The 19,493-nt window shown below is 59.6% G+C and carries 20 protein-coding genes; 13 read left to right on the top strand and 7 right to left on the bottom strand.

Features of this window, described 5'->3' with window-relative positions; genetic code table 11:
• Positions 1-2 precede the first annotated feature (2 nt).
• The 7 genes from C4S63_RS00320 to nqrM all read left to right on the top strand — a co-directional run bounded on the left by C4S63_RS00320 (position 3) and on the right by nqrM (position 6,050).
• Complete coding sequence (locus tag C4S63_RS00320) at positions 3-1,235, top strand: NADH:ubiquinone reductase (Na(+)-transporting) subunit B (protein WP_062816541.1); 1,233 nt, start codon at positions 3-5, stop codon at positions 1,233-1,235.
• Complete coding sequence (locus C4S63_RS00315) at positions 1,236-2,033, top strand: Na(+)-translocating NADH-quinone reductase subunit C (RefSeq protein ID WP_062816542.1); 798 nt, start codon at positions 1,236-1,238, stop codon at positions 2,031-2,033.
• Positions 2,033-2,698 carry an NADH:ubiquinone reductase (Na(+)-transporting) subunit D gene (locus C4S63_RS00310; RefSeq protein WP_062816543.1) on the top strand — a complete coding sequence of 222 codons (666 nt, stop codon included), beginning with the start codon at positions 2,033-2,035 and terminating at the stop codon, positions 2,696-2,698. The genes C4S63_RS00315 and C4S63_RS00310 overlap by 1 nt, the downstream gene beginning before the upstream one ends.
• 12 nt (positions 2,699-2,710) lie before the next feature.
• Positions 2,711-3,331: an NADH:ubiquinone reductase (Na(+)-transporting) subunit E gene (gene nqrE / locus C4S63_RS00305; protein ID WP_062816544.1), complete on the top strand. Its 621-nt coding sequence runs from the start codon at positions 2,711-2,713 to the stop codon at positions 3,329-3,331.
• A gap of 16 nt (positions 3,332-3,347) precedes the next feature.
• Positions 3,348-4,577 (top strand): NADH:ubiquinone reductase (Na(+)-transporting) subunit F, encoded by a 1,230-nt coding sequence (gene nqrF, locus C4S63_RS00300; RefSeq protein ID WP_062816545.1) that lies wholly within the window; start codon positions 3,348-3,350, stop codon positions 4,575-4,577.
• A gap of 224 nt (positions 4,578-4,801) precedes the next feature.
• Positions 4,802-5,812 carry an FAD:protein FMN transferase gene (locus tag C4S63_RS00295; protein WP_103916352.1) on the top strand — a complete coding sequence of 337 codons (1,011 nt, stop codon included), beginning with the start codon at positions 4,802-4,804 and terminating at the stop codon, positions 5,810-5,812.
• A 1-nt stretch (position 5,813) separates the two neighbouring features.
• Entirely contained in the window at positions 5,814-6,050 is a 237-nt protein-coding gene (gene nqrM, locus C4S63_RS00290) for a (Na+)-NQR maturation NqrM (RefSeq protein WP_200819488.1), read from the top strand.
• 214 nt (positions 6,051-6,264) lie between these two features.
• On the opposite strand, the gene C4S63_RS00285 is transcribed toward nqrM, so the two are convergent.
• Positions 6,265-7,380 carry a GNAT family N-acetyltransferase/peptidase C39 family protein gene (locus tag C4S63_RS00285; protein ID WP_103916708.1) on the bottom strand — a complete coding sequence of 372 codons (1,116 nt, stop codon included), beginning with the start codon at positions 7,378-7,380 and terminating at the stop codon, positions 6,265-6,267.
• A gap of 121 nt (positions 7,381-7,501) precedes the next feature.
• Between C4S63_RS00285 and C4S63_RS00280 the strand changes: the two genes are divergently transcribed.
• Entirely contained in the window at positions 7,502-8,671 is a 1,170-nt protein-coding gene (locus C4S63_RS00280; RefSeq protein WP_103916351.1) for a patatin-like phospholipase family protein, read from the top strand.
• Here the strand turns inward: C4S63_RS00280 and C4S63_RS00275 are convergent.
• Positions 8,635-9,426, bottom strand: a complete 792-nt coding sequence (locus C4S63_RS00275; protein WP_103916350.1) for a glycerophosphodiester phosphodiesterase — start codon at positions 9,424-9,426, stop codon at positions 8,635-8,637. The two genes, C4S63_RS00280 and C4S63_RS00275, sit on opposite strands and share 37 nt — an antisense overlap.
• Positions 9,427-9,561: 135 nt before the next feature.
• Between C4S63_RS00275 and C4S63_RS00270 the strand changes: the two genes are divergently transcribed.
• The 3 genes from C4S63_RS00270 to C4S63_RS00260 all read left to right on the top strand — a co-directional run bounded on the left by C4S63_RS00270 (position 9,562) and on the right by C4S63_RS00260 (position 12,950).
• Positions 9,562-10,716 carry a sulfotransferase gene (locus C4S63_RS00270; protein WP_234999893.1) on the top strand — a complete coding sequence of 385 codons (1,155 nt, stop codon included), beginning with the start codon at positions 9,562-9,564 and terminating at the stop codon, positions 10,714-10,716.
• A gap of 322 nt (positions 10,717-11,038) precedes the next feature.
• Entirely contained in the window at positions 11,039-12,217 is a 1,179-nt protein-coding gene (locus C4S63_RS00265) for a glycosyltransferase (RefSeq protein WP_062816549.1), read from the top strand.
• The gene (locus tag C4S63_RS00260) at positions 12,198-12,950 is read left to right on the top strand and encodes a polysaccharide deacetylase family protein (protein ID WP_103916349.1); all 753 of its coding nucleotides are present in this window, start codon (positions 12,198-12,200) and stop codon (positions 12,948-12,950) included. The genes C4S63_RS00265 and C4S63_RS00260 overlap by 20 nt, the downstream gene beginning before the upstream one ends.
• Before the next feature lie 25 nt (positions 12,951-12,975).
• Here C4S63_RS00260 and yecR read toward each other — a convergent pair whose 3' ends face one another.
• From yecR to C4S63_RS00240, 4 genes are all read right to left on the bottom strand, one after another.
• A complete protein-coding gene (gene yecR / locus C4S63_RS00255; RefSeq protein ID WP_103916348.1) occupies positions 12,976-13,302 on the bottom strand; it encodes a YecR family lipoprotein in 327 nt (108 codons plus the stop codon).
• A gap of 91 nt (positions 13,303-13,393) precedes the next feature.
• Positions 13,394-14,287: a carbon-nitrogen hydrolase gene (locus C4S63_RS00250; RefSeq protein WP_062816551.1), complete on the bottom strand. Its 894-nt coding sequence runs from the start codon at positions 14,285-14,287 to the stop codon at positions 13,394-13,396.
• 39 nt (positions 14,288-14,326) lie between these two features.
• Positions 14,327-15,334 (bottom strand): agmatine/peptidylarginine deiminase, encoded by a 1,008-nt coding sequence (locus tag C4S63_RS00245; protein ID WP_103916706.1) that lies wholly within the window; start codon positions 15,332-15,334, stop codon positions 14,327-14,329.
• A 41-nt stretch (positions 15,335-15,375) separates the two neighbouring features.
• On the bottom strand, positions 15,376-16,314 hold the full coding sequence (locus C4S63_RS00240) for a hypothetical protein (protein ID WP_103916347.1): 939 nt from the start codon (positions 16,312-16,314) through the stop codon (positions 15,376-15,378).
• 170 nt (positions 16,315-16,484) lie between these two features.
• Here C4S63_RS00240 and C4S63_RS00235 point away from each other — a divergent pair, with 170 nt between their 5' ends.
• The gene (locus C4S63_RS00235; protein WP_063509079.1) at positions 16,485-17,720 is read left to right on the top strand and encodes a lipoprotein-releasing ABC transporter permease subunit; all 1,236 of its coding nucleotides are present in this window, start codon (positions 16,485-16,487) and stop codon (positions 17,718-17,720) included.
• Positions 17,713-18,426, top strand: coding sequence for a lipoprotein-releasing ABC transporter ATP-binding protein LolD (gene lolD / locus C4S63_RS00230; RefSeq protein WP_103916346.1), 714 nt, complete (start codon positions 17,713-17,715; stop codon positions 18,424-18,426). Before C4S63_RS00235 ends, lolD begins: the two co-directional genes overlap by 8 nt.
• A gap of 252 nt (positions 18,427-18,678) precedes the next feature.
• On the opposite strand, the gene C4S63_RS00225 is transcribed toward lolD, so the two are convergent.
• On the bottom strand, positions 18,679-19,245 hold the full coding sequence (locus C4S63_RS00225) for a DUF2062 domain-containing protein (RefSeq protein ID WP_062816615.1): 567 nt from the start codon (positions 19,243-19,245) through the stop codon (positions 18,679-18,681).
• Positions 19,246-19,493 lie beyond the last annotated feature (248 nt).

Genomic DNA, 19,493 nt, shown 5'->3' with positions numbered 1-19,493 from the left:
GCATGGGCATGAGAAGTTTTCTGGACGACAAGGTTGCCCCGCATTTTCACGAGGGCGGCAAGTTCGAGAAGTATTACACCTTCTACGAAATGTTCGACACCATGCTGTACACCCCGGATTCGGTGACCCGGTCCTCCGCGCATGTACGTGATGGTATCGATCTCAAGCGGATCATGATGACGGTGTGGTTCTGCGCCTTCCCGGCAATTCTGTTCGGGCTGTGGAACACCGGTTATCAGGCCAACCTGCAGATTGCTGAAGGCTTCAGCCCGATTCCCGGCTGGCGTAGCGATCTGGTCATGGCGCTGGCCGGCTTTGATGCCTCCAGTCTGTGGTCGAACCTGCTGCACGGCATGGTTTACTACGTGCCGATTCTGATTGTGGTCTATCTGGGTGGTTTCATCTGGGAAGGCCTGTTTGCCTGGAAACGCGGTCACGAGGTGAACGAGGGTTTCTTCGTTACCGGGATCCTGTTTACCCTGATTCTGCCTCCAGCCATCCCGTTGTGGCAGGTGTTCCTGGGGATTTCCTTTGGCGTGGTTATCGGCAAGGAAGTATTTGGCGGTACCGGCAAGAACTTCCTCAACCCGGCGTTGGTCGGGCGGGCATTCCTGTTCTTCGCTTATCCGGCAGAAATGTCCGGTGACGCGGTATGGACGGCGGTGGATAACTTCTCCGGTGCGACGCCGTTGGCGCTGGCCGCTGCCGGGCAGCTGGATTTCGCCAGCAACCTGACCGCCGATGCCGGTGCCAACATCTCCTGGATGCAAACCTTCCTGGGCGGTATTCAGGGCTCCATCGGTGAAACGTCCACCCTGGCGATTCTGATCGGTGGTGCGGCACTGTTGCTGACCAAGGTGGCCTCCTGGCGCATCGTGCTGGGCGTATTCCTGGGCATGGTGGCACTGAGCACCCTGCTGAATGCGGTGGGTTCCGCCACTAACCCCATGTTTGCCATGCCCTGGTATTGGCACCTGACCGTGGGCAGCTTTGCCTTCGGCATGATCTACATGGCAACCGATCCGGTATCGGCTTCCATGACCAATACCGGCAAGTACATCTTTGGCGCGCTGATCGGTGTCATGGTTGTTCTGATCCGGGTGGTGAATCCGGCGTTCCCGGAGGGTGTGATGATGGCCATCCTGTTCTCCAACCTCTGTGCGCCGTTAATCGACCACTTTGTTGTACAGGCGAACGTTCGTCGTCGTCTGCGCCGGACCGGGGGAGAAGTGTAAATGTCAGCGAATAAAGAAAGTGTAGGCAAGACGCTGCTGGTTGCCTTTCTGGTCTGTGTGGTATGCGGTGTGGTGGTTGCCACCGCAGCGGTAAGCCTGCGGCCGGTACAGAGCAAGAACCAGCTGCTGGACAAGCGCATGAACATCCTGCAGGCCGCTGGCCTGTACCAGCCCGGCGTGGATGTGAACACGGTGTTCAAAAGTATTGAACGTCGTTTTGTCGATATCGATACCGGTGAATACGTCGAGATGCCGGAATCCTATGACCAGCGTAAGGCTGCCAAGGATCCCCAGCGTTCCGAGCGACTCAGCGGTAAAGAGGATATCGCCGGCATCAAGTCCCAGGCGAAGGTAGCGGAAGTGTTCCTGGCCCGTGGTGATGACGGCGAGCTGAGTCGCATCATTCTGCCGGTTCACGGCTATGGCCTGTGGTCCACCCTGTATGGTTTCCTGGCACTTGAGCCGGATGCCAACACCGTGTCCGGTCTGGGTTTCTACGAGCACGGTGAGACTCCGGGCCTCGGTGGTGAAGTGGACAATCCGAAATGGAAAGCCCTGTGGGAAGGCAAAAAGCTTTACGGTGAGCAGGGTGAAGTGGAAATCCAGGTGGTCAAGGGTTCCGTTGACAGCAAAACGCCGAATGCCGAGCACAAGGTGGATGGTCTTGCCGGTGCAACCCTGACCAGTAATGGTGTCAGCAACCTGCTGCGCTTCTGGGTCGGCGAAAACGGTTTCGGTCCCTACCTGAAGCGCATGCAGAACGGTGAAGCGGTCGTACAGCAGGAAGGAGACGCGTAATGGCGGAGAAAACCAAGGACATTCTTTTTGGTCCGATTTTCGACAACAACCCCATCGCGTTGCAGATCCTGGGTATCTGCTCCGCCCTGGCGGTAACCAGTAACCTGAGCACCACTCTGACCATGTGTATCGCACTGACCGTGGTGGTGGCGTTCTCCAACTTTTTTGTGAGCTGCATCCGTAACTCGATTCCCTCGAGCATCCGGATCATCGTGCAGATGACCATTATTGCCTCGCTGGTAATCGTGGTGGACCAGTTCCTCAAGGCCTACGCCTACAGCATTTCCAAGCAGCTGTCCGTGTTCGTGGGGCTGATCATCACCAACTGTATCGTGATGGGGCGTGCGGAAGCCTTCGCCATGAAGAATCCGCCGATCCCGTCCTTCCTGGATGGTGTGGGCAATGGCCTGGGTTACTCCGTGATCCTGCTGGGTCTGGGCTTCATCCGTGAACTGCTGGGTGCCGGCAGCCTGTTTGGTCAGCAGATCCTGACCAAGGCTGCAGATGGTGGCTGGTTCGTGACCAACGGCATGATGCTGTTGCCGCCGAGTGCCTTCTTCCTGATCGGCCTGTTCATCTGGGCGATCCGGGTATGGAAGCCGGAACAGGTGGAAGAAGATACCTTCAAGATGAAGCCACACACCCGTGTCAGCGACGCGTTTTAACGGAGACGAGGAATGTTTGAACATTATCTGAGCCTGTTCGTCCGCGCCGTCTTTGTTGAAAACATGGCGTTGGCCTTCTTCCTGGGCATGTGTACCTTTATTGCCGTGTCCAAGAAGATCCAGACCGCAATTGGTCTGGGGGTTGCGGTGGTAGTGGTACTGACCATTACCGTGCCCGTGAACAACCTGATCCTTACCTACCTGCTGGACGAGAACGCCCTGGCCTGGACCGGGATTGAGTCCCTGGCCAGCCTGGACCTGCGTTTCCTGGGCCTGCTGAGCTATATCGGCGTTATCGCCGCACTGGTGCAGATCCTGGAAATGACGCTCGACAAGTATGTACCCAGTCTCTACAACGCTCTGGGCATCTTCCTGCCGCTGATCACCGTGAACTGCGCCATTCTGGGTGCGTCCCTGTTCATGGTGGAACGTGACTACACCTTTGGTGAATCCATGGTCTACGGTGTCGGTGCCGGGGTTGGCTGGGCACTGGCGATCACGCTGCTGGCCGGTATTCGCGAGAAGCTGAAATACAGTGATGTGCCGGACGGCCTGAAGGGTCTGGGTATCACCTTCATCACCGTGGGGCTGATGTCTCTGGGCTTCATGTCTTTTTCCGGCGTGCAGCTGTAAGCGAAGGGGTTGAATCATGAGTTTTGAGATTATTCTCGGTGTGGTCATGTTCACCGCCATTGTGCTGGCACTGGTGGCAGTGATCCTGATGGCCCGTTCCCGGCTGGTGGCCAGCGGGGATGTGCACATCAACATCAACAGCGATGAAGAGAAATCCATCGATGCCCCTGCCGGTGGCAAGTTGCTGGGAACCCTGGCCAATCAGGGTATCTTCCTGTCTTCTGCCTGTGGTGGCGGTGGTACCTGTGCCCAGTGCAAGTGCAAGGTGCTGGACGGCGGTGGCGATATTCTGCCCACCGAAGAAGGCCACTTCACCAAGGGCGAAATTCGCGACGGCTGGCGCCTGAGCTGCCAGGTGAACGTGAAGCAGGACATGAAGATCGAAGTGCCGGAAGAGTTCTTCGGTGTGAAAAAATGGGAGTGCGAGGTTATCGCCAACGATAACGTGGCCACTTTCATTAAAGAGCTGACCCTCAAATTGCCGGAAGGCGAGAACGTGGACTTCCGCGCGGGTGGCTATGTGCAGCTGGAAGCGCCGCCGTTCGACGTGAAATTCTCCGATTTCGATATTGGCGAAGAGTACCGGGGTGACTGGGAGCGTTTTAACTTCTTCGATCTGAGCTGCAAGAACAATGAGGAAGTGATCCGCGCCTACTCCATGGCCAACTACCCGGAAGAGAAGGGCATTCTCAAGTTCAATATCCGGATTGCCACGCCGCCTCCGGGTTCCAAGGACATTTCTCCGGGCATCATGAGTTCCTACGTGTTCAGCCTGAAGCCGGGTGACAAAATTACCGTATTCGGGCCCTTCGGTGAGTTCTTTGCCAAGAAGACCGATGCGGAAATGGTGTTCATCGGTGGTGGTGCCGGCATGGCCCCCATGCGCAGTCATATTTTCGATCAGCTGAAGCGTCTCAATTCCAAGCGCAAGATCAGCTTCTGGTACGGTGCCCGAAGCTGGCGTGAGACCTTCTACAACGATGAATATGACATCCTGGCCGAAGAAAACGACAACTTCGAATGGCATCTGGCGTTGTCCGATCCCCAGCCGGAAGACAACTGGACCGGGCTCACCGGCTTTATCCATAACGTGTTGTACGAGCAGTACCTGAAGGACCATCCGGCGCCGGAAGACTGCGAGTACTACATGTGTGGGCCGCCGATGATGAACGCCTCGGTGATCAAGATGCTGGATGACCTGGGTGTGGAACCGGAAAACATCCTGCTGGATGACTTCGGCGGATAACACCGAAAGCGCCGACCAATGGTCGGCGCTTTGTCGTTTAGCCCCGGTTTTATGTAGGAGCTATGCTTGCATGGCGAAAGGGGCGGCAAGTTTCGAGTCACGAGGTTCGAGTTACGAAAAGCAAAACCGGCAGCCCCTACAGGTTTTCGTGACTCGTTACTCGCGCCTCGCTGACCTTCGCCAGCATGGCTCCTGCAGTACGTTGAACCCTCTGGATCATGAGTATGTCCCGTCTCGTCGCCGTTTTTCTTGTTCTCTCCGTTGCGCTGCTGTCCGCCTGTGACGACAGCAAAAACCGCCTGTCCGTTCTCAGCGGCCCGACCATGGGCACTACCTGGAGTGTGAAGTTCAGCGGCACGCCCAAGGAAGGCGTAGACGATCTGAAAGCGGATATCGAGGCGGCGCTGGAGCAGGTCAACGCGGAAATGAGTACATACCGGCCGGAGTCCGATCTGAGCCGGTTCAATGCAGCGGATGCGGGTACATTGATGGCGTTGCCGGCGGATACGGTCAAGGTACTGTCTGCGGCGTTTGCCATTTCTTCCATGACCGACGGCGCCTATGACGTCACCGTGGGACCGCTGGTAAACCTGTGGGGATTCGGCCCGGACCCGGATCGTTTCGAGCCTCCCTCGGAAGACGAGATCACCGCGGCGATGGCGCGGGTTGGTTGGCAACAGCTGCTGCTCAACGACAATGAGCTTCTGCAGCCCGGCGATGTGTATGTGGACCTGTCATCCATTGCCAAGGGGTTTGCCGTGGACAAGGTGGCCGAGTTGCTGGAAAGTCAGGGCTTGAAAAACTACCTGGTGGAAGTCGGGGGCGAGTTGCGCGGTAGCGGCAAAAAGCCCTACGGTCAGCCCTGGCGGGTGGCAGTCGAGCGACCGATTGCCGGTGTCCGTGAGGTGGAAAAAGTGGTGGCCCTCACCGATATGGCGGTGGCTACCAGCGGCGATTACCGCAACTTCTTCGAGTCTGATGGGCAACTGTATTCACATACCCTGGACCCCAGAACCGGGTATCCTGTTAACCATACGCTGGCATCCGTGTCAGTACTGCATGAAAGCGCCATGATGGCGGATGGGCTGTCCACGGCCATGACCGTGCTGGGGCCCGAAGCCGGTATGGCGTTTGCCAAGCAGCATGAACTGGCGGTGTTTTTTATTGTCAGAAAAGGTGAGGGCGTAGAAGAGCTTTCCACGCCCGCCTTCGATGCAATCCTGGAGGAGAAATAGCATGTTGATGACCATTATGGCCGCAGTGATTTTTATCGGCCTGCTCTTCACGGCCATGGCCGTCGGCGTGATTCTCTCCAACAAGCCGATCAAGGGTTCCTGTGGTGGGCTGGCGACACTGGGCATGAAGGAAGGCTGCGAAATCTGCGGTGGTGACCGGGGCAAGTGTGAGGAAAATACCCAGAAAGTTGACGCTGAAAAAGTGGCTGCTCTGGGCAAGGACGTGATGAAGATGTAATGCCACGCCCGCCCAATAAAAAGCCCGCCTTGCGCGGGCTTTTTTGTGTCTGGCCTATCCGTAGGAACGTCGCTGGCGGGGCGACAGACAGCAGTTGCGAGGTACGAGTAGCGAGAAGCGAAAACCTGGCTTTCGCAAATTTCAGGTTTTGATTTTCGATACTCGCTTCTCGTGACTCGTCACTATTGAGGTTATCGCGCCGCTAGCGGCGCTCCTACAGATAGGTGTTGTCTGGGGCTCCCAGAACCACCGCCGTGCGCAACTTGGCCTGGCCGTACTTGCGCATCTGGTCGAACTTTTCCCGGGTGATGGGCACATGTTGGCAGTCCAGCGGAACCTGGTCTTCCCCCGGGTCCGGATCGTGGATGTAGAAGCATTCTTCATCGCTGCCACTGATAGCCACCCAGTGAGGAGCCTTGCGCCCGTCCAGGCGCCAGGTGCTGATCAGAACCAGCACGATGCTGCCAGCAGCGATGGCATCGTCCAGATCCGCAGCGCTGAAATCCTCGTAACAGACCGGCAGGGATTGTGCCTTGCAGGTTTCCACGAAATAGTTGTGCAGGGTGGTGATCACGGCTTTCTTTTCCGTGTCCCGTACCGAGTCGACAAACAAGGGGCCGGTCTGGTTGCACCAGACGCGGGCTTCCAGGCCCCGTTGGCGAGCGGCAAGTGCCAGCCCCATGGGGTGGCAGCCGCCGTGACCAGCCGTCATGAAAATGGTGGTGGCCTCCCGCCACAGCAGCAACTCTTCGGTGGTGCTGGGCGGTTGCTGCTTGAGCGCGGCCAGGGCCATCATCAGGCAGGCCGGACCACAGGTGAACGGTGTGGTCTGCTGAACCCAGGGCAGATGCAGCCGTTCCGCGTTGTCCGGCAGGAAAAGGAGGCGCTTCTGGTACCGCAGGGCGTCCTGGTGGTCTTCGTAGTAATCCGGTGTCTGCGCAAACAGGCGGTAACCGCGCTTTTCATAAAGGGCAATAGCGGCCGGGTTGTCCTTGCGCACTTCCAGACGCAGGTAGGGACGGCGTTGCTGAAGCGCATACTCTTCGGCGGCTTCCATAAGCTTTTCCCCCAGATTCCGACCCCGTTGCTGAGGGTCTACGGCAATGGAATAGAGGCGTGCCAGGCGGGTGCCCGGTTGCAACAGCACCAGGGTATAGCCGGCCAGGGCATCGTCATCATCAACGGCGACGATCAGGCCACTGTGCTGGCGCTTCAGCCATTTGCGAAAGCTGCGTCGGGAAAGACGGTCCGATGAAAAGCAGCGCTGTTCCAGGGCGGTGAGCGCGTCCAGGTCATCGGAGGTGGCGGGTCGGAGCTGAAAGCGGTACATAAACGCGGGTTCCAGAAGATACCCCAGCATACGGCAGGCAAGCGGCAGATCGCCAGTGGTATTGCGGCTGTGGTGACAGAATGTCAGTCACGGCATACTGGTGTAAATTTGGAGGGTGGAAATGCAGAAACAGGACCCGGTTCGCGGGTTGATCTTGTCCGGTGGCGGCGCTCGCGGCGCTTATCAGGTCGGTGTACTGGCTGCCATAGCCGAGTTATTACCCCGTGGGGAGCCCAATCCGTTTCCGATTATCTGCGGTACCTCTGCGGGCGCAATCAACGCGGCATCCCTGGCTGCCAATGCCGGTAATTTTCGCTCGGCCATTCGGGGGCTGGAACGGGTCTGGTCCAATATTACCGCCGAGCAGGTTTACCGCACCGATACCTACGCGTTGCTGAAAGCGATTGTTCGCTGGCTGTTTTCCGGTGTCACCACCGGCAAGACGCCGGAACGCAGCGCGCTACTGGATAACATGCCGCTGCAACGCCTGCTTACCCTGGTGATCAATTTTCGTCGTATTCGCGACAACCTGGATCAGGGCCATTTGCGCGCCTTGGCAATCACCGCTTCCGGCTATGCCAGTGGTGAGTCGGTGAGCTTTTTCCAGGGCGACAGCGCGCTGCCGGAGTGGGTGCGGGCACGCCGCAAGGGCAAGCGCTCGGAAATCGGGGTGCAACATCTGCTGGGGTCGGCGGCCATTCCCATCCTGTTTCCTGCCAGCAAGGTGGATGGCGCCTATTATGGCGACGGCGCGCTGCGGCAACTGGCGCCTTTGAGTCCGGCGTTGCATCTTGGCGCTTCCCGGTTACTGGTCATTGGTGTGTCCGGCAACATGAGCGCCGGCCATCAGCGCCAGTTAAGCGGCTACCCGTCCATGGCCCAGGTGCTGGGCCATGTGCTCAACAGTGTGTTTGTGGACACCCTGGAGGGGGATGTGGAGCGGCTGGAGCGGATCAACCGGACCCTCTCTGCCATGAGTGAGCGCGCCCGGCGCAAGCATGGCATCCAGTTGCGGCAGGTGGATGTGCTGAAGATCTACCCGTCCCGCCCCATTGATGAAATTGCCGCCGAACATATCCGCGAATTGCCGCGGGCCCTGCGTTTTTTCCTGCGGGGGTCGGGTGCCACGCGGTCGCCGGGGGCCAGTGCCATGAGCTACCTGTTGTTCGAGCCGGGTTTCACCCGCACGCTGATTGAGATGGGTCGCAAGGATGCCATGGCCCGCAAGGAAGAAATCCTGGCGTTCTTCGCCGATCAGCCGCTCACAGCAGCCGTTTCCGAGGACGAGTAGCGAGGGCTGCGTCGGAAGTGGCTGACAAAACTGGTGGGGTAGTCCGTGATAATGCCATCCACCTGCAGTTGGGCCAGCCGATCCGCTTCGGTGAGGTCATTCACCGTCCACACCGACACTTTCAGGCCACGTTTGCGGGCCCGGCGCATTAACGCCGGGGTCACCAGCGAGTAATGAGGCATCAGCCAGCTGCAGCCCAGGCCATGGGCCCGGCGGGTGGGTTGCAGGTAGCGGTACTGGCACACATAACCCCGTTCCACATCCGGCGCCATGGTACCGATCATGCGCAGGAAACCGGTATGACTGGAGGTCACCACCACCCGGGATTGCAGGTGCTGTTCATGGATCATATGCGTGAGGTGATGCGCCAGCTGATGCAGCACCACCCGATCCGCTCCCTTCACTTCGAACTGGAAGCGCATGGCCGGGCCGCACAGCTCCACCACTTCCTGCAGGGACGGGATGCCCGTGGGGCTATGCCAGCCGGGGGTATTGCGGCGAGCATCCATGGTGCCCAATTGGGAGCGGGTATATTGGCGCACATTGCCACGCATGCCGGTGGTGCGTGTGACGTCGCTATCGTGCAACACGATCAGATGGCCGTCGGCGGATAGCCTGACATCCAGTTCCATTTCCGTGACACCGGCCTCCAGTGCCACCTGAAAACTGGCCAGGGTATTTTCCGGGGCTTCGCCTCGGGCGCCCCGGTGGCCGACCAGTGTCGGGTGACGAGGCGCTGTGCTGGGTGCTGTCATTGCGATAGTCATGCCGCCATTGTTTTCGAGAAAGATGACAGTGCTGTGACCTGGACACAAGAGGCAAAATTGTCATTTTTATGACATGGGCGGGGCGTAGCGTGCACGCTGCATGGGAATAGCCGGGAGAACGGTTTGGCAGTACTGAAACGCTATCTGCAGTTTTTTCTGATGAGCTGGTTGCCGGTCTACGATGGCCGGGCAGGGCGGTTTTCGCTGCAACGATGGCTGGTGATGGCGTTGTTCTGGCCTGTGTTTCTGCTGGTGCAGGCCATCAATGGTTTGGGGCTGCTGCTGGATTATCTGTTGTTCCCTGATTTTCAGCGGGTTCAGGTTCGTGAGCCTCTCTTTGTGGTCGGGGTGCCGCGCAGTGGTACCACCTTTCTGCACCGTCTGCTGGCCAGGGATGAGCGGTTTACCACCACGGCCCTGTGGGAACTGCTGTTCGCCCCGTCGATTAGCCAGCGGTATTTCTGGACCGCTGTTGCGCGCCTTGATGACATGATCGGCCGACCCGCGGGGCGGGTGTTGCTATGGATAGAGCGGCGCCTGCTCGGCGGTCTGGACGGGGTCCACAAGACCGGGCTGCTGGACCCGGAGGAAGATTACCTGGCATTGATTCCCGTGTGGGGCTGCTTCCTGCTGGTACTCGCCGTGCCGGTGCCAGCCCTGTGGCGTCTCACCTATCTGGACCGGGATGGCACCGACAAGGAAAAGCAGAGGCTGATCGCGGCCTACCGGCGCTTTGTGCAGCGGCATCTCTATTTCCACGGCAGCCACAAGCAACTGCTCTCCAAGAATCCGTCCTTTACGCCCTGGATGGCGACTCTGGCAGAGGCCTTCCCGGATGCCCGCTTTATCGGCTGTATTCGTAATCCCAGCGCGGCGGTGCCATCCCAGATCAATTCCATTTTGATCGGCGCCCGCCTGTTTGATGGCCGTGACACAACCGGTTATTGGCGGCAGGGCTTTATGGCCATGCTCGATTATTACTACCGCCATGTGCTTGAGGTGCTGGAAAGCCTGCCGCGGGAACGTCAGGCGCTTTCGGTGATGGAGCAATTGGCATCGGCCTCGGCGGCGACGGTGCAGGCGTTCTACCGGCGGTTTGGTTGGCAGCCTGGAGCGGTTTTCCTGCAGCGGTTGGAAGCACAAGACCGCCAGGCAAAACAGTACCGCAGCGGCCATCACTACAACCCGGACGAACTGGGTGTTAGCCCCGATGAACTCGCTGATGTCTTCGGCTGGGTCTATGACCGTTTCGAATACCCACTTCCCAACATCGATTAAAAACTGTTCCAGGAGCGCCGCTTGAGGCGCGAATCTGCTTGCGATACCTGTTGCGAGTCACGAGAAGCGAGTTCCGAAAACCGAAACCTGAAACCCACGAATGATTTTTTGGTTTTCGGAACTCGCTTCTCGCAACTTGAAACTGTTTGGGTTCGCGCCTCAAGCGGTGCTCCTACAGCGGCGTTGCAGATGTTACGGAATCGCGCCGCCAGCGACGCTCATGCGGCGCGTTCTGGGTTCGTTACATCTTGTCGCAATTTCACCGTCATGGTGCGGCAATGCTGTCACATTATCGACATGAGGGGCGCTGATACTGGCGCCCATGGATACCAAAGAGCTACGCATACTGTTTGTGGTGGATGCGATCAAGGGTCGGAATGGCGTCGGCGCCTACTTCCAGGATCTGGTCTCGCATCTCAAGGACCATGTGGCCCAGGTGGAACTGGTGCAGCCCTGCATGGAGGAACCGCATCCCTGTCAGGGTGCGTCCATGCCGATCCCCGGTGACCCCACCCAGCGACTTTTCTTCCCCAAGGTCCGTGAACTCAGCGCCCTGGTCTGGGAAATGAAACCCCACGTTATCGTCATTCCCGGCCCCGGTATTTTTTCCATGATCGGGTACTGGATCGCCCGCAAGTGGGGTATCCCGGTCTGCGTGACATTCCAGACGGACTACAACCGCCTGGTGGAGCTGTACTGGGGACGCCGCCTGGCAAGGCTGGCCGGTGGACTGCTTAACTGGGTCAACCGCACCCTGTTCCGGGGCAGTGATACCGCTGCCACTATCTGTGAATCCATGATCGCCCAGGCCCGTGCCGCCGGCGCCCGTAACCCGCAGTTGGTGGGCACGCCGCTGGCCCGGGAGTTTGTTAATACGCCGGTCACGCGGCTGCATGACAGCGTCAGGCGGGTTTGCTATGTGGGGCGGCTGGCGGCGGAAAAGAATATCGAATCCTTCCTGGCCCTGGCGGCTTCGCGACCGGATCTGCAGTTCGAGATAGCCGGCGACGGGCCGCTTCGCAACAAGGTGGAGCAGGCCTGCAAGGCATCCGCCAACCTGACCTTCCATGGCTGGTGTCGCCGACAGCAGGTGGTGGAAATTCTCGATCGCTGCCAGGTGCTGGTGCTGCCTTCTTCGGTGGAAGCCTTCGGCACCGTGGCTCTGGAAGCCATGGCTCGTGAGCGGCTGGTAATCACCACACCGGCCTGCGGCATCAATGAATGGCCGGCCCTGGCGTCAGGACTGTGGATCATGGAACCCCGGGAAAGCCTGAAGCAGACCCTGGATCGCTTGCAGTCATTGAGCCCGGTGGTCCGCGACCTGAAGGCGAAGCAGGCCAGGCAGGCAGCGCTGACCATGAATCGGGATGCCATTGAGCATTGGGCCGCCGTGCTGGGGCAGTGTGCCCAGATGGTGCCGGCAGCCAACCGTTCACTGCCTTCCCCGACCCTGGCGCTGTTGCGTCGCCTGAGCAGTAACTATGCCCGCAGCGCCCTCTGAGTCGTTAGTCGCACCTCGGGCACTGGTTTCCATCCACGATGTGATGCCGGAAACTCGCGAGCAGGTCAGTCGGATTCTGGCGCTGCTACCGCAGCCCCCCCAGGCGGTGACCTTGCTGGTGGTACCGGGGCGGAATTGGCAAACGGCGGATCTGGACTGGCTGCACCAGCTCCAGCAGCAGGGCTACCCGCTGGCCGGCCATGGCTGGTTGCATCGCTGTGACCCCCCGATCAGTCTGTATCACCGCGTGCATAGTCTGCTGCTGTCACGGCGTGTGGCGGAGCACCTCTCCCTGTCGGCCAGTGGTATCGACGCCTTGATACGCAATTGCCACCAATGGTTTCTGGACCAGGGGCTGCAACCCTGCGAGCTGTACGTGCCGCCGGCCTGGGCCATGGGAGCAATCAGTCGCACCCAGCTGGCGGATATGCCTTTTCGCCTGTTCGAGACACTGACGGGCGTCTTTGATGCCAGAGCACAACGGATGCACTCTCTCCCCCTGGCAGGGTTCGAGGCGGATACGCCGCTGAGAGAGTGGTTTTTACGGGGCGTTAATCACGTCAACTGGCGCAGAGGCTGCCACACCGGGCAGCCTCTGCGGTTGGGCATTCACCCGGATGATCTGTCATTGCGGCTGGGTCACCGGGTGATCCCCATGGCAGAGGCGGTCTCGGCCAGCCTGACCTACACGGATATGGCTCGGGGTTACCCGGCGGTCACAGCAAGCGGATAAATACCGGCCGACCGGCGGATGTGGTCTATTGCTGGGGTTGCTGCGCCTTGGCCGTGCACTGGAAGGTCGTGCTCAGGGTCCAGGCGATGCAGTCGCCGTCCTGGGTTTCTGTCTTGCAGGATTTGCTGGGTTTGTCGGAGGGCAGGGCGCCGTTATAACCCCAGCTCAGGCACTGAGCGCTGGCTTTCTGCAGCCCCTCTTGCCAATCCACTTTGGGGCTCTGCATCAGGCTGTAGTCATAGGACAGGACCACGGTACCTTCGGATTGGTTGCCATCGCTGACTACCATGGCGGAAGGGGCCGCGCAGCCGGCGAGCAAGGTGGCGGCAAGAAGCATGGATAGGCGTGTCATTGTGGGCTCCATCTGAGATCGCGGGAAAACGGGCAAGGTACTTTCCGGCAACGTTGCCCTCAAGGGGCTTTCTGTAATGTTGTCGAGCAGGTCAATCCCGGTAGCGCTTGGTCAGGTCGCCGTAGGCATCCACTCGCCGGTCACGCAGGTAGGGCCAGATGCGGCGCACGGACTCGCTGCGCTGCATGTCCACGTCGGCCAGTAGCACCTGTTCGTTGTCATTGTCTGCCTGGGCCAGGAATTCTCCCTGGGGGCCGCAGACGAAACTGTTACCCCAGAACTGGATACCGCTGTCATCCACCGGGCTTTGCTCGAAACCGGTACGGTTGGCCACCAGTACCGGCAGGCCGTTGGCGATGCCGTGGGCGCGCTGAATGGTGATCCAGGCGTTGAGCTGGCGCTGTTTTTCCCCGTCGTCGTCACTGGGATCCCAACCAATCGCGGTGGGGTAGAGCAACAGGTCGGCGCCGGCCAGGGCCATCAGGCGCGCCGCTTCCGGGTACCATTGGTCCCAGCAGACCAGCAGGCCCAGTTTGCCGACACTGGTTTCAATGGGGCTGAAGCCGCTGCGACCCCCGTTGAAGTCTGCATCCCCCGGAGTGAAGTAGAACTTTTCGTAGAAGCCCGGATCATCGGGAATGTGCATCTTGCGATAGATGCCGGCCAGGCTGCCGTCTTTTTCCATTACCACGGCGGTGTTGTGGTAAAGACCGGCGGCCCGCTTTTCGAACAGACTGCCGACAATGACAATGCCCAGCTCCCTGGCCAGTTTGCCCAGGGTATCGGTGCTGGGGCCGGGGATGGTTTCCGCCAGATCGAAAACGGCGGTGTCCTCGGTCTGGCAAAAATACAGGCTGCGGTGCAGTTCCTGCAGGAGCACCAGCTCGGCGCCCTGGTCCGCCGCTTCACGAATCAGAGAGAGGGAGTGCTCCAGATTCGCTTGCAGATCAGACTGGTTTTTCTGCTGGATCACGGCCACGCGCATGAATGTCTCCTTTAATTCTTTCAACCCTTCCAACCCTTTTCAGACCGCGCCACGGGGCAATTGCATGGTTACACAATGCAGGCTGCCGTGTTGTTCGATCAATACCCGGCAATTTACCGGTGCCACGGTGCGGTTGCCGCACACGGCTCGCAGGGCATCAATGGCGGCCTCATCCGTGTTACAACCATAAACCGGCAGCAGGATCTTCTCGTTGGTGATAAGAAAGTTGGCATAGGTGGCCGGCAGCCGCTCGCCTTCCCGGTTGAATTGCGGGGTGGGCAGGGGCAGGGGAACCAGGGTCAGATTGTGCGCCAGCGCCAGTGCCTGCAGCTCCTTTTCCATGGCGGCCAGACCGGAATAGTGACTGTCTTCCCGGTCCCGGCATTGCACGTAGGCGATGGTGCGGGCATCCACGAAACGGGCCAGGGTATCTACGTGGGCGTCGGTATCGTCGCCTTCCAGTTCCCCATGGTCCAGCCACCAGATATCGGTTACCCCCAGCTGTTCCTTGAGCAGTGCGCTCAGCTCCGCTTCACTCAGGTCCGGATTGCGATTGGGGTTACGCAGACAATGGCGGGTGGTCAGCAGGTTGCCCTGACCGTCCGTGTCGATGGCGCCACCCTCCAGCACCAGTGACGGGCTGTGCAGAGGCAGCTGCCAGGGCAGGCGGCGGTTCAGGGTGTTGTCCTTGTCGGCATCAAATTTGCCGCCCCAGCCAGTAAAGGTGTAGTCCAGCAGTTCCACGCTGCCGTTGTCTTCCACGGCGATGGGGCCGAAGTCCCGGGCCCAGGTATCGTTGTAGTCGGCAATGATCAGTTGCAGGCGGGCCGCCTCCAGCCCACGTTCGGCCACCAGGGTCTTGATCCGTTGCTCGCAGTGGCTATCACGGCAGACCAGCCGCACCTGCTGATGGTCCAGCAGGGCGGCAAGTAGATCCAGATAACACTGTTCGGCGTCGGCGAGATGATCCGCCCAATCAGTGTGGGCGTCGGGCCAGGCCAGCAGCACCCCCCATTGGGGGTGCCATTCAGGGAGAAGTCGGCGCATGCTCATGGAGTCCGCTGGAGGGGGCAATGCGCGCGAGTGTGCTATCGGCGGGCATCCCAGTCAATAGAGAAACCGCCCTGGGATTCTTCCTCTGCCTGTTCAGCCCTCTGCTCCGCCTCGTCAGTCTTTTCCTGCACCTCGGCGTCCACGTTTTGTTCGGCTTCGCTGACCTTTTGCTGGGCATCAGCGGTGGCCCGCTCAGCCTGCTGTTCGGCGTCTGTGGTCGCGTCGGAGACGGATGTTTTCACCTGTTTCACATCGGCTTGGACTGACTCGCCGGCGTCTTCGGCCTGCTGCTTCACCGTTTGCTGTTTTTCGGCGGCAGCCTGTTTCGGGGCTGGCTCACCGGAAATGATGATGCGACCTGTCACCGGGTCAAACCGGAACTCGCCGTCGGCAGGGGGCGGTTCCGAGGATTCCGCATCGGCGGCGGGTTCGGCAACGGCTTCAGGCGTTTGCTCGGCAGTGCTGGCTGGTGGCTGGGGCGCCGGTTCAGGTTCGGGCGCCGGCTCGGCGGCCTGTTCCGGCGCCTTCGGTTCAGGGCTCTCGGTGGCAGCGGGGGCTTCCGGGCTGGGAGCTTCTTGTTTCGTTTCCGCACCGACAAAACTGCCGGTCACCGGATCGAACATGGGCGGGGCGGTGCTTTCCGGCGCCGCTTGCGGCTCCTGCTCGGCCTCGGCTGTCGTTTCCTCAATGGCGGGTAATTCCTGGGTGCCTGACACCACATCCGGTGCGGCGGTGGCCGGGCGATCGACCACAGTATGCAGGCTGATGCCGTTTTCGAAGTAGACGGTGAAACCGTCATAATTCCAGCGGGTAATGGCCGGTGAGCCCACCGGGCCGCGGACGGAGGAGGGTGAACCGAAGTCTGCCCGTACCCGTGCTTCAGACATACCGCGTTGGGGAACCTCGGCGGCCACGACCGCAGCAGGCATGGCCAGCGCTGCAGAGGCCAGCAGCGTCATTATTCTTATCTTCATTTCTTCCCCCGGCGAGAATGTATTTTCTTTCGATATTAGAAAGTTAGGGACGCTTATTCAACCACTTTGCCAGATCCTGAACGCGGACGTTGTTCACAAAGCAGCACTCATAATGTAGCAGTTTTCCAGACCCGTGGTATTTGTCCCGGGTTTCGGGTTAAATGCGCTCCATGTTTCGACCACTATCCTTTTATGTGGGGCTGCGCTACACCGGTGCTCGCGCCCGCAACAGTTTTATCTCCGTGATTACGTTGATTTCCGCATTGGGTCTGATGCTGGGGGTTGCCGTACTGATCACGGTCCTTTCCGTTATGAACGGGTTCGACCGGGAATTGCAGACCCGCATCCTGGGCATGGTCACCCATTTGTCCGTCCAGGGGCGCGAGCCGGTCCAGGACTGGCAGGCGCTGGCCAATCGGCTGGGTCACCACGATGAGATTACCGCGGTGGCGCCCTTCGTGGAGCTGGAAGGCATGCTCAGCCATCGTGGCAATGTGGCTGGCGCCATGATCAACGGCATTGAGCCTCAGGCCGAGCGCAAGGTGTCCATCGTGGGTGACTACATGGAGCAGGGTGAGCTGGAGAAACTGGCCCCGGGCGAGTTTGGTATGGTGCTCGGCTATGGCCTGGCCCGTCGTCTGGGGGCGGAACTGGGAGACAAGGTTACCCTGGTACTGCCGGAAGCCACCATTTCCCCTGCCGGCGTGATGCCCCGTTTCAAGCGTTTCACCGTCACCGGTATTTTCCGCGTGCGAGCGGAAGTGGATTCCCTGTATGCCTATATCAATGTGCAGGATGCCGCCAAGCTGGCCCGTCAGGCGGGGACCGTGCAAGGGGTGCGGCTGAAGCTGGATGATCTGTTCAGTGCCCCGGCCATGGGGTGGACGTTGCAGCAGGAGCTGGGCCCGAATTACTACACCCGGGACTGGACTCGCAGCCACGGCAATCTGTTCCAGGCCATCAAGATGGAAAAGACCATGATGACGCTGTTGCTCAGCTTCATTGTGGCGGTGGCGGCATTCAATATTATTTCCAGCCAGGTGATGCTGGTTACCGAGAAGCGCGCCAATATTGCCGTGTTGCGAACCCTGGGAGCCTCGCCGGGGACCATCATGCGTATCTTCATGGTGCAGGGTACCGTGATTGGTTTTGCCGGCACCCTGCTGGGTACCGGTCTCGGTGTACTGATGGCCACCAATGTGAGCAATCTTGCCGAATGGGTGGAGCGGACCTTCAACACCCGGCTGTTTGATGCCTATTTTGTTAACTATCTTCCCTCGGAGCTGCAGTGGTCCGACGTGATCACCATCGTTTCCATCGCCCTGGTAATCAGTTTTTCGGCCACCCTTTACCCTTCCTGGCGTGCCAGCCGGGTGCAACCGGCGGAGGCCCTGCGCTATGAATGATTCCCGCAATGCTGCCGGCACCGGTATCGTGCTTCAGGCCGAAAAACTGGTGAAGTGCTACGAGGAAGGCAATAACGAGCTGGAAGTGCTGAGTGGTGTGGATCTGACCGTGACCCAGGGCGATATCCTGGCGATCATCGGTACCTCCGGCTCGGGCAAGTCTACCTTGCTGAATTTGCTGGGCGGGCTGGACCGGGCAACCCGGGGTAGCGTTTCCATTGCCGGGAATGCTCTGGCCAGCATGAGTGATCGTGACACCGGCAAGCTGCGCAACCGCTATCTGGGCTTCGTCTATCAGTTCCATCACCTGTTGCCGGAATTCACCGCGCTGGAAAACGTGGCCATGCCACTGCTGATTCGTGGTGAGACCCCGGCTGTCTGCCAGGAGAAGGCGGCAGCGACGCTGAAGAAGGTGGGGCTGGATCATCGTCTGTCGCACAAACCCTCAACACTGAGTGGCGGTGAGCGTCAGCGGGTAGCCATTGCCCGGGCCCTGGTGACTGAACCTGCGCTGGTGATGGCGGACGAACCCACGGGGAATCTGGATGAGCGCACCGCGGCCCAGGTCCAGTCACTGATGCTGGAGCTGAACGAAACGCTGGGTACCGCGTTTATGATCGTCACCCACGACCGGGAGTTCGCCTCCCGTTGCCCGCAGCAATACGAGCTGCATGATGGGCTATTGCGGCGGCTGGGGAGCCTCTGAATAATTCCTTGCATGCTCAGTCTTTCAGGCTGGCTCGCAATCTAGGCGCAATGTCGAAAGTGTGTGTCCACCCATCGAGACATTGCAACAACGAGTGCGGGCTAGCCTGGAAGGCCCGGAGGGCGTGGCCTGAAGGGCCCATCTGCTGCGCTTTGCCGCTAGGAAAGGGAGCCACCCTGCCCGTCGCGACAAAACGCAACAGCTGCACCCTTCAGGCCACGCTGAGCACGCAAGGAATTATTTAGAGGCTCCCTAGACTGAGTCGTCGTCCTCGTTGTTTTCCTGTTTTTCCTGTTTGCGGACTTCCCGTCGTATTGCTCTGGCGCGACGGTGGGCGCGCAGGTTCCAGCTGCGAACAACGGCTAGCCGCCAGGCGACTTTGACGGCCGCGTAGGCCATCCCGCCAAACACCAATGCGCAGAGCATGGATCCCAGCCACAACGGCACCAGCTGCTCCACAAACCAGGCCACGGTGATGCCTTCGCCGGTCTGGGGTGGCATGCCCAGTATCCAGGCGCCAATCCGGTAGGTGAAATAGAAAATCGGCACATAGGTGACCGGGTTGGAAATCCATACCAGCACCACGGAGAGGGGAAGATTGCAGTGAAAGCGCACGGCGAGCAGGGCAGCCAGGCCCATCTGCAGGGGGATGGGTAGCAGGGCGGAAAATACCCCGATAAAAGCCGCACCGGCCAGAGAGCGCCGGTTGATATGCCAGAGGTTCGGATCGGACAACACCTCACCCAAAAAGCTCAACGCTTTGTGTTCGCGCAGGCGATCGGGTTTGGGCAGGTATTTGCGGAAGATCCGTTTTGGCATGAACTCGTGTCTGCAGACCGTGATCGGGTGGCCGGAGCCCCCGTGAATGTTGCCGGTATCTCGGTGGATATCCGACAGGCGGGACATCCCGCCGACATCTGTTATGCGTTGTGATAGCGCATGGCGGGCATGAAATAGCGCCAGAATCCTACCTGACCAACCCCCGCGGCTGGCTATTATGCCCGTATCAGAAAAAAAGGCATACACCTTCACGGGCCTTTATGTACCGATCCCATGATACAAACAAC

This window comes from Alcanivorax sp. DSM 26293 (assembly GCF_900107995.1).
Classification (GTDB): domain Bacteria; phylum Pseudomonadota; class Gammaproteobacteria; order Pseudomonadales; family Alcanivoracaceae; genus Alcanivorax.
This window is presented reverse-complemented; position numbering and strand designations above follow the sequence as displayed.

Excerpts from the sequence above, each read along its gene's own strand:
- C4S63_RS00320 (WP_062816541.1), top strand. The coding sequence starts at position 3 with ATGGGCATGAGAAGTTTTCTGGACGACAAGGTTGCCCCGCATTTTCAC.
- C4S63_RS00315 (WP_062816542.1), top strand. The coding sequence starts at position 1,236 with ATGTCAGCGAATAAAGAAAGTGTAGGCAAGACGCTGCTGGTTGCCTTT.
- C4S63_RS00310 (WP_062816543.1), top strand. The coding sequence starts at position 2,033 with ATGGCGGAGAAAACCAAGGACATTCTTTTTGGTCCGATTTTCGACAAC.
- nqrE (WP_062816544.1), top strand. The coding sequence starts at position 2,711 with ATGTTTGAACATTATCTGAGCCTGTTCGTCCGCGCCGTCTTTGTTGAA.
- nqrF (WP_062816545.1), top strand. The coding sequence starts at position 3,348 with ATGAGTTTTGAGATTATTCTCGGTGTGGTCATGTTCACCGCCATTGTG.
- C4S63_RS00295 (WP_103916352.1), top strand. The coding sequence starts at position 4,802 with ATGTCCCGTCTCGTCGCCGTTTTTCTTGTTCTCTCCGTTGCGCTGCTG.
- nqrM (WP_200819488.1), top strand. The coding sequence starts at position 5,814 with ATGTTGATGACCATTATGGCCGCAGTGATTTTTATCGGCCTGCTCTTC.
- C4S63_RS00285 (WP_103916708.1), bottom strand. The coding sequence starts at position 7,380 with ATGTACCGCTTTCAGCTCCGACCCGCCACCTCCGATGACCTGGACGCG.
- C4S63_RS00280 (WP_103916351.1), top strand. The coding sequence starts at position 7,502 with ATGCAGAAACAGGACCCGGTTCGCGGGTTGATCTTGTCCGGTGGCGGC.
- C4S63_RS00275 (WP_103916350.1), bottom strand. The coding sequence starts at position 9,426 with ATGACAGCACCCAGCACAGCGCCTCGTCACCCGACACTGGTCGGCCAC.
- C4S63_RS00265 (WP_062816549.1), top strand. The coding sequence starts at position 11,039 with ATGGATACCAAAGAGCTACGCATACTGTTTGTGGTGGATGCGATCAAG.
- C4S63_RS00260 (WP_103916349.1), top strand. The coding sequence starts at position 12,198 with ATGCCCGCAGCGCCCTCTGAGTCGTTAGTCGCACCTCGGGCACTGGTT.
- yecR (WP_103916348.1), bottom strand. The coding sequence starts at position 13,302 with ATGACACGCCTATCCATGCTTCTTGCCGCCACCTTGCTCGCCGGCTGC.
- C4S63_RS00250 (WP_062816551.1), bottom strand. The coding sequence starts at position 14,287 with ATGCGCGTGGCCGTGATCCAGCAGAAAAACCAGTCTGATCTGCAAGCG.
- C4S63_RS00245 (WP_103916706.1), bottom strand. The coding sequence starts at position 15,334 with ATGCGCCGACTTCTCCCTGAATGGCACCCCCAATGGGGGGTGCTGCTG.
- C4S63_RS00240 (WP_103916347.1), bottom strand. The coding sequence starts at position 16,314 with ATGAAGATAAGAATAATGACGCTGCTGGCCTCTGCAGCGCTGGCCATG.
- C4S63_RS00235 (WP_063509079.1), top strand. The coding sequence starts at position 16,485 with ATGTTTCGACCACTATCCTTTTATGTGGGGCTGCGCTACACCGGTGCT.
- lolD (WP_103916346.1), top strand. The coding sequence starts at position 17,713 with ATGAATGATTCCCGCAATGCTGCCGGCACCGGTATCGTGCTTCAGGCC.
- C4S63_RS00225 (WP_062816615.1), bottom strand. The coding sequence starts at position 19,245 with ATGCCAAAACGGATCTTCCGCAAATACCTGCCCAAACCCGATCGCCTG.